The organism is Oceanobacillus sp. M65, assembly GCF_052246275.1.
GTDB lineage: Bacteria > Bacillota > Bacilli > Bacillales > Amphibacillaceae > Oceanobacillus_B > Oceanobacillus_B jordanicus.
Genome location: NZ_JBQQCJ010000005.1, coordinates 40,695 through 53,126, shown reverse-complemented (window position 1 = coordinate 53,126; position 12,432 = coordinate 40,695). Strand labels below are relative to the sequence as shown.

Genomic DNA, 12,432 nt, shown 5'->3' with positions numbered 1-12,432 from the left:
TTCCTTTTTCATATCATAAGTAAATTGGTGACCAGCAAATGAGTTGCAGTTTAGCTGGATGATCTTCATACAATGGTAAAAGTTTTTTATATAGCTCTAATGAATAGATATAATTAGAGTCAGTATCTTGGTCTCCATTGATAATTAATAACGGACGTGGGGAAAAACTACTCATTTTGTCAAAAGGATCGATCATTCGGAAATACTCCGTACGTTTTTCTATTTCCTTCGTGGCATCCCTTAGTGGTTTAGACCATTGTTCATAAGTAGCTGTAGATGTTATAGAATCTTGCCATGCTTTAGTAAAAGCGGGTTTTCCAGCTATGGAGACCGCAGTCTTAATGTTAGGGTTATTTGCCGCTATATAAAATGATGCATAGCCACCCATGGAATAACCTGAAATGCCAATTCTATGAGGATTAATCTCCTCCTTGCTATTAAAGTAATCAATCAATCTTTGTATATCAATGGCTGACTGTTCAATCACCTCATGCATGTGGACATACGTATCTAACCCCGAATCCGATGGGAAGACATTGGAAAATTTGTTAGCCTCATTAATCACTTTTCTCTCGCCATGACCTTTACAATCCATGCTAACGTAATAAAACCCTTTTTGTGCAAGCATATAACCGTAATCCAAGGCTTGCTCGCGGTCACCTCCATAGCCATGAATAAAAAAGACTAATGGATCATTAAATGCATTTTCTTGATAGATATTTATAATCGGAATGTCATATACGGTATTATTCTCTATTATTATTTTTGACATGAGGGATACCTCTCTATATATAAATAAATTTGTAAGCATTACATGTAACTATCAGATAGTTATATACTCTTATAGTTTTCGTATTTCATCTCCTGATTTGATAATAATATTTATACCTTTCGCTGATCCATTCTCTACATGGTTTTCCATATTTGATACATCTATATCCACGTTTATTTTTACTACTTTTTTCTCATTGCCTTCTAACCATACTTCGTAAGGGACGGTTTGGTTCATAAGTGATAGCATGGACACCTCATCATCTGCATAGTACCTTTCCTGGAATTCAACAGTGAATTGGTTTACATTACCTCTATAATTTTCAAAAGGTAGTTCACATTCTCCGTGCAACGTTACATCATCAATCATTTCAAATTCACAACTACTCCATTCTCTTTCATAAGAAATAGCATAGATGCCCGTAGCTAGGTTTTTTTGATAAAGATTAACAAGCATCATGGGTAAAAACATTGAAATAAGAATAGCGATAAGGACAGCACGGGCCTTGGATTTCTTTAATGATTTGCCAAGAAAAAATAAACTTACCAGCAGCAGAACAAGTGAGATAATCCCTACAAAATTAAACCCATTAACAGTTTGAATTGGTATGTTTAAAATGGAGCCAATTGTCTCGCCATCGATGCTATCGTGTGGAAATGGGAAATTTAAGCCCATAGATAAAATAAAAAAATAAGAGCTATATAAAACGGTTTTTTACTTTTGAACATACAAATCCCCCTTATATGTTTAAAATCCTTTTGCTCTATCTTACAACAGAGGAAGGATAAATTGTTTAAATTAACAAATATTTCTAAAGTAATTATTCCTCTTTACGCCTTACTTAATTCTTGAATAATTAAAGAAAGCTCTTTTAAATCATCAATTACATACTGTGCCTTTACATCCTTCCAGCCTAAATCTCTCTTCCAAATGCCAACCATTCCTACATTTTCTGCACCTGTTACATCATTTTCAGGGTGATCTCCAACGTAAACGCTCTCATTAGCAGGTACATTCAATTGATTCAGGGCTTTTAAAAAGATTTCTGGATTGGGCTTTTTCACCCCTTCATATTCCGAAATAAGGATTATATCAAAGAAGCTATCAATTCCTAAAGCTCTTATATTATCCATCTGGAATTGTCCTTTTCCATTTGTAATCAACCCTAATCGAATTGATTCTTTTTTCAAATCTTCTAATGCAGCAATTAGATTGGGAAAGGGGACACAACTATCGTGAAATTCGGTTATGTAATCTTCAAGCAGCATTTCCCATGAGATGGTGGTAATATTCAATTCCTCCACCAACTGCTGATAGACTTTATCCTTCCATACGTAACCTCGCCGATCCAATTCTATGAACCTGGAAATATAAATTTCTTTCGAAATATGACTAAGCCCTTTATTCAACCTATCATACTGATTTCCTACAAATTTTAGTACAGAAGCTTCCCTATCAAGAAGCGTACCATCTAGGTCGAAAATAACTGCTTTAATCATTTTATTACACTCCCTATATGCTGTGTAATTCTTTAGCTAACGCCTATTTCTTTACCTCATAGGGCTCCGACCACCCATAAGTTTCTAAAAGGGTACTTATGCCTTTGTAATACTGTAATGGAAAATAACAATACAAAGGAAAAGCAAGAATCATCCCCTTTATAGTTTCAGATATTTTATTTAAATAATCCAGATATTCATAAAATAATGCTTAAAACTATCCACCACAGATAGGTGGATAGTTTTATTATAATTGAAAGCGCAATCATTAGTAGCAGAAAATATTGATTGCGATTCAATTTAAGGAGGTGCTAGGCAGGCTTTTTTCGCACGTTAGAAAAGTATGAGATTTTCAAAGAAGTGACTTCAACACAGAATAACTTTTAAGCACATTGTATAAGTAAGGAAGAAATAACAAAAGAAGGGAGAAGAGGAGTATGCAAAAACGTTATAATCGGTTTTTAAGTTGTCTATCCATATCAGCACTAATATTATCCATACAAAATCCAGTCTTTGCAAAAGATAATGATTCTAACACCGAAGAAGCTATTAATATAAAATATGTGGAACAGGAGGATGGCCCAACATTAGGATATACTACAACATCTGGAGTAGAAATTATTAAAGATGGGGACTACGCCTTTAAAGACCTTAACCAGAATGGTCAGTTGGATAATTATGAAGACTGGAGACTATCTGTCAATGAAAGGGCAAAAGATCTTGCTTCAAAAATGTCAATTGAGCAAATTGCCGGACTCATGTTGTATAGTTCACATCAATCAATCGATACTGCAGAATTAACTGAAGATCAGACAAGCTATATTGTTAACGATAATCTTCGTCACGTATTGGTGACTAGTTTAGCAAGTCCAGAAACAGCAGCACAATGGAATAATAATGCACAGACATTGGCTGAAGGATTGGGATTAGGAATCCCGTTAAATAATAGTTCTGACCCGCGTCACAGTTCTGATTCTAGTGCTGAGTTTAATGCAGGGGCTGGTGGAGATATATCGATGTGGCCAGAAACAATTGGTTTAGCAGCAACCTTCGAACCTGATATTGTAGCACAATTTGGGAAGATTGCTTCAAGAGAGTATCGGGCACTTGGCATCTCAACTGCATTATCACCACAAATTGATATTGCAACGGATCCTCGCTGGTATCGGTTCTCAGGTACGTTCGGTCCTAATCCTGACCTTGCAGCTGATATGGCAAGAGCTTATGGTGATGGATTTCAAACATCTGATGAGGAAGATGGCATTGCTAATGGATGGGGATACACTAGCGTTAATACAATGGCTAAACACTGGCCTGGCGGTGGGTCAGGTGAAGGTGGACGTGACGCACACTATGCATTTGGAAAATATGCTGTTTATCCGGGTGATAACTTTGAAGAACATCTTGTTCCATTCTTAGAAGGTGCATTTGACTTAAATGGTGAAACAGGTTCTGTTTCAGCCATAATGCCTTATTACACAATATCTTGGAACCAGGATACTAAATATGGAGAAAATGCTGGTAATTCATATAGTAAATACATTATTAAAGATCTTCTGCGAGATAAATACGGTTATGAAGGTGTAATTACTACGGACTGGGGAATAACCGAGGATGTTGGGACAAATATCGAGGATATGGCAAAATTCGGTTATGGGTCTTCTTGGGGAGTAGAACACCTTTCTGTTCCAGAACGGTTCTACAAAGTCATTATGAATGGCGTTGACCAGTTTGGTGGTGTTGATGAGTCGGATAATATTATTAAAGCATACCAAATGGGTATTGATGAGCATGGAGAAGAATTTATGAACAATCACTTTGAGGAATCTGCAGTTAGATTATTAACTAACATTTTCCAAGTTGGTTTATTTGAAAACCCATATCTAGATGTTCAAGACACTGTTGAAACTGTTGGTAATCCAGAATTCATGGAAGCAGGTTTTGAATCACAACTTAAATCAATTATTATGCTTAAGAATAAAGATAGTGTATTACCACTAAAAGCAGAGAAAAATGAAAAATTAACAGCTTATGTACCAGAACGGTGGTTTCCGCCAGAAGAAGGCCGCTTTGGTGGAGAGGGTACAGAAGGTGAATGGAAACCCCTAATAAATCTTGATATTGTTGAGGACTATTTTAACGTTACAGATAATCCTGACGAAGCAGACTTTGCACTGGTTGCAATCGAAGATCCAGAAGGTGGTCTTGGTTATTCTACTGAGGATGTCAAAAATGGCGGAAACGGTTATTTGCCAATAACCTTACAATATGGAGAATATACTGCCGAGTATGCTAGAGAGGAAAGTATTGCTGGCGGACATCCAATAGAGGATTCTACAAACAGATCTTACAAAGGCAAGACTGTAACAGCTGCAAATACAAAAGATCTTAATCTTGTCCTGGAAACAAAAGAGAAAATGGGCGACAAACCTGTAATTGCTTCCATTAACATGAGCAATCCATCAGTAGTTGCTGAATTTGAAAATAAAGTGGATGCTATTCTAGTAAATTTTGGGGTACAAGACCAAGCAATTCTTGAAGTATTATCAGGAGGCTTTGAACCTTCTGGACTTCTACCATTCCAAATGCCGGCTGATATGAAAACGGTAGAACAACAATATGAAGATGTACCACATGATATGGCTGCACATGTTGATTCGGAAGGAAATACTTACGATTTTACATTTGGACTAAATTGGGATGGAGTTATCCAAGATGAAAGAGTTGAAAAATATGCGTTAGAAGGTTCATCAATTAACGAATTACCTAATACAGCAACACCAATGCATAACTATCTGCTAATTGGATTGTTGTTAATAGTTTCAGCTACTGTCCTTATGTTTATCCAAAAAAGGCGAAAAGAAAAAATAAGTTAACGGCCCTTCAAAATTCCTATGGATCATAAAATGCTAGCAAAAGTGGTTAGAAGCATGCCCTTAATCCATAGAATACAAGGTTGGGGGAGTGACATGAAACAGATTTCTATTGTTTTGCTACTGACTGGTTTAGTTTTTTTGGTTATGCCATTTATCAAATTTTGACTAGCACTCAAAAACATGACGATTCTTTAGCACGCGCAACTAAATTAGTTTCCCAGAACGAGAATACTAATGAACCAAGTAATGTTAAATCAGCTGAAACTGTTACTGTTCAAGATGAATCAGGAAAAGATAAGATTTTTTCAAGTGAGTCAGTTGCTGGCTCACTTGATTTTAATAGCGAGATTGGTGAGGAGATTGGTCTCTTATTAATATCGAAAATTGATGCAACATTGCCTATTGTTGAGGGTGTAAGCGAGGACGAATTAAAAAAAGGTGTCGGTCACTATGATGGGACTGCCTTTCCATCTGAGCCAGGACAAATTGTTTTATCTGGTCATCGAGATACAGTTTTTCGTCGTATGGGTGAGTTGGAAATCGGTGATGAATTATTAGTAAGGATGCCATATGGTGATTTTACTTATGTTATGGAGAAGACCGAAATTGTAAGTGCAGATGATTTAACTGTTATTCGCCCACATGATTATGACGAGGAGATGTTGACCATTACAACGTGCTATCCTTTTAGATACATTGGCAGTGCTCCTGATCGCTATATTGTTTATGCAAAACCAAAAAGGTAAATTTAGTTCAACTACTTACCAAATGGGCTGCACCACACTTCTGTGATGGTTTCTTTTGGAACGTTAATCGTTGCTATCCTGTCATTTCGGAATGAAAAATAACCACCCTATGCCTGACAGCTAAGTAGGTGGTTATTTTATCAACCAATTGGCGAGTCGCCCCCTTGAAGGGCTACTGCACTGATACCGAGTGTGACAGCACTAGCGGTATTTCATTTTATGATTATCTACGTTTAGTATACTCGATTCTGGATGAAAAGAAAACTCTGACTTATTCTTATCCTGAGCAACCTCAGCTATTTCCCTATCCCACCCATAACATACTGAATGGTCCGCTCAATTTCCGCTTCATCATCCCAATCAGCTTCCGGTATTATGACAAAGCGTGTTACTAAATAACTAATCATCGAGGATGCTATTAGCCTTATAATGGATGATGCTGGCATATCGATTATTTGTCCTTGAGACTGAAAATGCGTCACAATATACTCTAGCCGTGTGTAGACCTTGCTTGCAACATGCTTCATAAATTGTTCTTTCAATTCCGGGTGAAAAGGGATTTCTTGAAGCATGATTTTAATGATTGGCAGGTTTTTCTCTGCAAAAGCTTTTCGGTTAAATAATATAGCTCTTAGTAGTTCTTCAACTGTCTCATAATTAGTGTGAAGAACTTTTTTAAAATCATTGATTACAAAGGGTGCCACTAACCGGCTCATTATAGGAGAAACAATCGAAATCAGTAAATCCTTTTTGGTTTTGTAATGTCTAAAAATTGTCCCTTCAGCAACACCTGCTTGTTTGGCAATTTCACTTGTTGAGGAAGCTGCGTAACCTTTTTCAGCAAAAATATTAATGGCTGCTTCGAGAATTTGTTTTTGCTTTTGGGTTAATTCTTTATTTTCTTCTACACTCAATTCAAAGATAGATTCTTCATTTGTATCATCTCTTGTCATCATCAAACTCCTTCAGCCTTTTATTCTCCCTCTATTATAAACGACGGTGTTTCTTCAATGCCAATGTATTTAATAGCATGAATACTAAAGAAAAACCTAAGAGGATATAAAAGTCGATGGCAATCTCCTGCCACCCATACCCACGAATCATAATATCTTGTAATGCATCTGCAGCGTAGTATAACGGTGTGTATGGACCGATCCAGCTCACCCAATCCGATATTGTTTCTAGGTTAAACACACCAGAAAAGAAAAACTGTGGCACAATAACGATGGGAATAAATTGAATCATCTGCAGCTCATTATTAGCAAATGTGGACAGTAATGTACCTAGAGTGAGAGCCACAAAGGCTGTCATTAATGAAATTAAGAGGACGTATAGAAAGTTTCCAACCATCATCATATCTAAAATATATATTGCATACCATGCCAGAATAATCGTTTGTAGCGCAGTAAAGAAGCCAAATCCCACCACATAACCGACAACTATTTCCCACCGTCTGATTGGACTAGCCAGCAATCTTTCGAGTGTGCCTGTGGTTCGCTCTCTCAGAAATGATACGCCCGCAATTAGAAAGACAAAGAAGAAAGCAAAGAAACCGATAAATACTGGTCCAAAATTATCGAAGGAAGTCACATCCTCACTACCGTGTAAATAATCAATTTCCATTGCTAAATTTTCATTTTGTTGTTGCTTGCTTATTACATTTTGAATCACTTGCAGTGTGGCACGGTTTGCTGTAGGATCACTCCCTTCCAATGTAATGGTAGGAGTATTATTTTCAAACGTAATATAGGCATCCAACTGCTTTTCTTCGAGCATTTCCTCCGCTTCAGATAAAGATTGATTTGAAACCTCAGCCTCGCTTTCTTCAAGTGCCGTTAAGATTGGGGTCGGAACATCAACAAGCGCCAGTTTGGGAGTATATTCTTTACCGTTAAACACTAATGATAACAGAGTAAGAACAAGGATTGGTGCTACAATCAATAACGCGATTGTCCGTTTGTCATGGACGAATTGCTTAATAATTCGTGTAACCATTGCTTTAATTCGCATGAAGCACACCTCCATAATATAAAAAGGCATCTTCAATACTCTCTGTTTGAGTTTCTGACTTTAAATGATCAGGGCTCCCGATCGCAATCATCTCTCCATCTCTAATCATTCCCAGGCGATCACACTTTTCCGCTTCATCCATGACATGCGTTGTAACGATAATTGTCGTACCAGAAGCTTTTAGCTCTTGAAAGTTATCCCAAATCTTTCTCCGCAGAACCGGATCAATTCCTACAGTTGGCTCATCCAATATGAGTATCTTTGGTTCGTGCATTAATGCAATGGCTAGTGATAACCTTCGTTTCATGCCACCGGAAAAATCCGCTACCTTTTTATTCATGTCTTGTTCGAGATCGACCATTGCTATGATTTCCTGAATACGCCGCTTTATCTCGCTTTTCTTTAGTCCATATAACGCGGAAAAGAACATGATGTTTTCTTTTGCAGTTAACTCACTGTATAAAGCATCCGACTGAGCCATATAACCAATTTTCTTCATTTGTTGGAGGTTAGGCATATTTGTTCCAAGAATAGCGGCATTCCCATTTGTAGCTTCTTCAATACCAGCAATAATCTTCACGAGCGTCGTCTTTCCTGCCCCTGAAGGACCGAGCAGCCCAAAGATTTCTGGCTTTTCTAAAGCGAAGGAAATGGAGCCCAGTACCTCTTTCCCTGCATAAGATTTCTCGACTTTACTTATTGAAAGAATGTCTTTAGTCATGTAATTCCTCCTTACAGCTTAGTGAGTGATTAATCACTTTTATTTTAGTTTGTTTGGAGTTATTTGTAAAGTGAGTAATCACTCATTTTTGGTTTGTGTTCAGTATGTTAATTACTGTTTCAGGTTTGTTGTACACTTATCATTCCTTCGTAACATCTACAATCATTTCATCAAAATATTCCTCATCAATATAAACCTCTAACTTCCATGCACCTGATGATGGAAACATTACAGTTGAACGAGCATGCCCGTTTATGGATTCACTAAGAGGAGTTAAACTTTCATCTTTGAATGTAATGGGGTTTATCGATTCTTCTTCACCTTGCTTAAATGCTTTTACTTCCCATTCTTTATAAGAAATTTCTTCAGTTCCCCAAAAAATGCCACATCCACTTTTGCCCACTCTCTGTGATGGTTTTAAGGCCTATTATTCCAATGCTACCTTCTTTTCCAAACATCTCACCAATCTCGTTTGTAAAAAACGGACTATCATCTTCCCATTTTTCCTCTTTTATGGTTTCTTCTGTTTTACAAGCTGCTATGACAAAAACAAGACTAAGGAAAATCAGCAATAACCGATTCTTTCTCAAAGGACTCCCCCCTAAAGTTCCAATGAAACTAATTGAGATAATCATTGGCTAATTTAATATCAAAAGGCTGACTAAATATGCACTTATCATTATATATAATTGAATACTTTAATATCTATCTCATCTATGTAACCAATCTCTTGTTTTAAGTCCCATAACAGTATTTCAGATGTCTCATTATTTTCGAGAAATGGTTGGAGTTTTACAAGATTAGTAAAATAGACAGGATTATACTTTACCTCGTCACTGATCAAGCTTTTCACTTTCAACAATCCCCTAAATTCTAACCCCGAAACCCTCTGACCAGTTTCTTCGTAAAGTTCCCTTATAGCACACTCTTTTGGTGTTTCGTCCTCTTCCCTCCTTCCTGCTGGTATTTCCCATTGCTTTCTCAACGTGTTATAACATAACAGATATTTATCATCACATTTAATTACTGCATAAGAACCAGCCAATCGATGATAATCATATACTTCTTCTTCTTTCACAACAATAAAATCAAGAAAACTAAAACCTTTATTCTTCGTATTATACAATTGGGAACCTCCATTTAATTAAACCGTCATACTATGTAAGCAGATCTAGCAAAATTTGTCCTACTTTTGTTAAAGTCATCGACGACGCGCTTATTGGTCTTTTACCTATTTCTAACCACATAGGTAATAGCATTTGTTTTTAATAACACGTCTTTTTCATTACGCACTATTTTATATTCAAATGGTTTTACCAGCTGCTTAACAACTTCCCAACTATTATGAAAGCTTCTTAATTTATATATCATATCTTCAGTCTTTATGTTTACTTCCATTAGAGCATCCAGTCTTTCATTTGATTGAATGTCTATTTCCTCTACTTCAGAGTTTACGATTATACAATTTAAACCGCCTTTTTTTGTACCAGCTGCCATCTTTTTTAAAACGCTATCAAAAACAGATTCAGACGCAACATGTTCTAAGCTTGATACGGCTACAATATAATCATATTCATTTTGCTTAATTTGATAATCTGCTATATCAGAGTTCTCTAATTCAATTACTTCTTCAACACCATACTCCTTACTGTATTGGCTTAATTTCTCTATTGCAGAGGGTAATAAATCAACACAAACAACTTTTCCAGCATTGTGCTTTAATTCATTAGCAATTGGAATGCTGTTTCGTCCTACACCAGCCCCTAAATCAAGAACACGAATGTCTTTATTATCTTTTAGTAGTGGGACTTGTTCCATTACCGTTTTTACAGGCTTGTATAGCCAGGACCCCTCTTCAAATAATTTATAGTTTTCATAACATAAATCATGATATTTCTTCTCTTCTCTTCGAATATATTCAACTCTATTCACAGAATCCTCCTCCTGCTTCTAAAAAGTCCCCTCAATGCTATTACCTACTCAACTTCCTATTGACCGTAAACTACGAAATTTGCCTCCATTAACTGCATTTCCACAAAGTAATCTCCAATAATTCACGGTCTTCTATAACCAAGTCATAGGGATCTTTTATATCTTCCCAGTTAACGCTTCTTTTGTTTGAAAGCGCTAAGTCTTCTTCCCCATTTAAAGAGGTAAAATACTCTACAATACTACTTTTTTCAATCACTCCTTCTAAATAGTTATAGAGAATCCTTAAGCACTTTTCTTCCTCTGATCTTCCACTTACTGTGTTTGGAAAAGGGATTTGGTTAGCATATCCTGCTACTTGATGTTTATATGTAAAATGGGGACTATAAGAAAATCGCTTTTTTATCTCACTATCGTAATTAGTTTCGAAACTTAAATGTACAAAATCAAGTTCAGTTTTGAAGACATTTGGTTTCTCAGGGGATATGGGATTCTCACCAAATGAACCTTGTGGCAAACTATTGGCGAAGCGATATAAATATATTGGGTCATGGTTTCTCCCGCCTTAGTAAAATTTACGTTATTTTTAATTAATAGCTATCCATGTACTTACTGTGTTTATACTCCACTACTTCCTAATAATATTAACATAATATTCGCGCGATTATTTCAAATTATGGGCTTTTAATTCATAAAACATTTTTGTTAAAAAGGGAGCACAACCAATAACAGTTCAGTTCTAAATATTTGACAAAATAATTTATTTATGCTATAATTTACAATTATTTATTTATTGTATATAATAAGATTCTCCTGGCCAGGGGAATCTTATTTTTATAGGAGGAAATTGGTATGAAGCAGAATGAATCCAGTTTAACTTCTTTAGTATCGGCATTCGGTCGGGCATATCATAGTAAATATGACTCGCCAAAGATCTTTGATGACTTTATCGCTATACAGTTACTTTCCCAACAAGATTTTCATAACATTGAAGAGAATATGGTGAAAGGCATTCAGTTCTTCAACAAAGAAATTGCAGAAAAGTATAAGAATAAACCAGAAGAAATATTAAAATGGATTACACAAGTACAGTTATCTCCTACACCTTTGGCGCGTGCGGCGTATTGTGAAAGTGTTTTACAGAATGAAATTAGTTTAGGGGTAAAGCAATATGCAATACTCGGAGCTGGCTTCGATACGTTTTCCATAAGACATCCTGAATTGGAGAATACCATTGAAATTTTTGAAATTGATCATCCATCTACACAACAATTTAAAGTGAAAAGATTGGATGAAGTTAATATAAAAATACCGAGTAATATCCATTTTGTTCCAATGGATTTTACAGACGTATTTTCATATAAAAAACTACTAGAAAAAAACTTTAAATATGAAAGAACATTTTTTAGTTTGCTAGGAGTTTCTTATTACCTAACTAAAAATGAGTTTTCTAGCTTATTAGAAGAACTATTCTCAAAAGTTCCAACTGGGAGCTCTATTGTTTTTGATTATGCAGATGAATGCCTTTTTGAAGAAAAAGGGCTCTCAAACAGGGTAGAGAACATGGTTAAAATGGCCGAAGCTAGCGGAGAGCCCATGAAATCATGTTACTCTATATCAGAAATGGAAAAGGTATTAGAGAAATCAGGTCTACTAATCTATGAACAGTTATCTCCTTACAAAATTAATGAGCAATATTTTAGCAATCGAAACGATTACTTAACCGCATTTGAAACAATTCATTACATTCATGCAGTAAAGAAGTAAATATTTCAAACAGGCCTCTCACTAATAGAGAGGCTCCACTATTCATGATATATTCCAAAATAACCCTAGCATGCATTTTATTTAAATCCCTTGGCAAAGACCTACACTGGAG

Annotated in this window: 14 protein-coding genes; 3 read left to right on the top strand and 11 right to left on the bottom strand. The window is 36.0% G+C overall.

Going from position 1 to position 12,432, the window contains the following annotated elements:
• Positions 1-13 precede the first annotated feature (13 nt).
• From ACTWPF_RS17080 to ACTWPF_RS17070, 3 genes are all read right to left on the bottom strand, one after another.
• On the bottom strand, positions 14-772 hold the full coding sequence (locus tag ACTWPF_RS17080; protein ID WP_443149921.1) for an alpha/beta hydrolase family protein: 759 nt from the start codon (positions 770-772) through the stop codon (positions 14-16).
• Between the two features lie 69 nt (positions 773-841).
• The gene (locus ACTWPF_RS17075; RefSeq protein WP_443149920.1) at positions 842-1,447 is read right to left on the bottom strand and encodes a hypothetical protein; all 606 of its coding nucleotides are present in this window, start codon (positions 1,445-1,447) and stop codon (positions 842-844) included.
• Positions 1,448-1,602: 155 nt separating this feature from the next.
• Positions 1,603-2,271 carry an HAD family hydrolase gene (locus ACTWPF_RS17070; protein ID WP_443149919.1) on the bottom strand — a complete coding sequence of 223 codons (669 nt, stop codon included), beginning with the start codon at positions 2,269-2,271 and terminating at the stop codon, positions 1,603-1,605.
• A gap of 437 nt (positions 2,272-2,708) precedes the next feature.
• Between ACTWPF_RS17070 and ACTWPF_RS17065 the strand changes: the two genes are divergently transcribed.
• Together ACTWPF_RS17065 and ACTWPF_RS17060 are read left to right on the top strand one after the other, a co-directional pair.
• Positions 2,709-5,147: a glycoside hydrolase family 3 N-terminal domain-containing protein gene (locus tag ACTWPF_RS17065; RefSeq protein WP_443149918.1), complete on the top strand. Its 2,439-nt coding sequence runs from the start codon at positions 2,709-2,711 to the stop codon at positions 5,145-5,147.
• A 161-nt stretch (positions 5,148-5,308) separates the two neighbouring features.
• Positions 5,309-5,893: a class D sortase gene (locus tag ACTWPF_RS17060; protein ID WP_443149917.1), complete on the top strand. Its 585-nt coding sequence runs from the start codon at positions 5,309-5,311 to the stop codon at positions 5,891-5,893.
• Between the two features lie 296 nt (positions 5,894-6,189).
• Here the strand turns inward: ACTWPF_RS17060 and ACTWPF_RS17055 are convergent, their stop codons facing one another.
• The 8 genes from ACTWPF_RS17055 to ACTWPF_RS17020 all read right to left on the bottom strand — a co-directional run bounded on the left by ACTWPF_RS17055 (position 6,190) and on the right by ACTWPF_RS17020 (position 11,070).
• Positions 6,190-6,846: a TetR/AcrR family transcriptional regulator gene (locus tag ACTWPF_RS17055; protein ID WP_443149916.1), complete on the bottom strand. Its 657-nt coding sequence runs from the start codon at positions 6,844-6,846 to the stop codon at positions 6,190-6,192.
• Between the two features lie 34 nt (positions 6,847-6,880).
• On the bottom strand, positions 6,881-7,903 hold the full coding sequence (locus ACTWPF_RS17050) for an ABC transporter permease (protein ID WP_443149915.1): 1,023 nt from the start codon (positions 7,901-7,903) through the stop codon (positions 6,881-6,883).
• A complete protein-coding gene (locus tag ACTWPF_RS17045; RefSeq protein WP_443149914.1) occupies positions 7,893-8,624 on the bottom strand; it encodes an ABC transporter ATP-binding protein in 732 nt (243 codons plus the stop codon). Before ACTWPF_RS17045 ends, ACTWPF_RS17050 begins: the two co-directional genes overlap by 11 nt.
• A 139-nt stretch (positions 8,625-8,763) precedes the next feature.
• On the bottom strand, positions 8,764-9,027 hold the full coding sequence (locus ACTWPF_RS17040) for a hypothetical protein (RefSeq protein WP_443149913.1): 264 nt from the start codon (positions 9,025-9,027) through the stop codon (positions 8,764-8,766).
• Positions 8,990-9,214, bottom strand: coding sequence for a hypothetical protein (locus ACTWPF_RS17035; protein ID WP_443149912.1), 225 nt, complete (start codon positions 9,212-9,214; stop codon positions 8,990-8,992). The genes ACTWPF_RS17040 and ACTWPF_RS17035 overlap by 38 nt, the downstream gene beginning before the upstream one ends.
• A gap of 89 nt (positions 9,215-9,303) precedes the next feature.
• Entirely contained in the window at positions 9,304-9,750 is a 447-nt protein-coding gene (locus ACTWPF_RS17030; protein ID WP_443149911.1) for an NUDIX domain-containing protein, read from the bottom strand.
• Between the two features lie 101 nt (positions 9,751-9,851).
• Positions 9,852-10,556 carry a class I SAM-dependent methyltransferase gene (locus ACTWPF_RS17025; protein ID WP_443149910.1) on the bottom strand — a complete coding sequence of 235 codons (705 nt, stop codon included), beginning with the start codon at positions 10,554-10,556 and terminating at the stop codon, positions 9,852-9,854.
• An 88-nt stretch (positions 10,557-10,644) separates the two neighbouring features.
• Positions 10,645-11,070 carry a hypothetical protein gene (locus tag ACTWPF_RS17020; RefSeq protein WP_443149909.1) on the bottom strand — a complete coding sequence of 142 codons (426 nt, stop codon included), beginning with the start codon at positions 11,068-11,070 and terminating at the stop codon, positions 10,645-10,647.
• A 335-nt stretch (positions 11,071-11,405) separates the two neighbouring features.
• On the opposite strand from ACTWPF_RS17020, the gene ACTWPF_RS17015 reads away from it, so the two are divergent.
• Positions 11,406-12,320: a class I SAM-dependent methyltransferase gene (locus ACTWPF_RS17015; RefSeq protein ID WP_443149908.1), complete on the top strand. Its 915-nt coding sequence runs from the start codon at positions 11,406-11,408 to the stop codon at positions 12,318-12,320.
• Positions 12,321-12,432 lie beyond the last annotated feature (112 nt).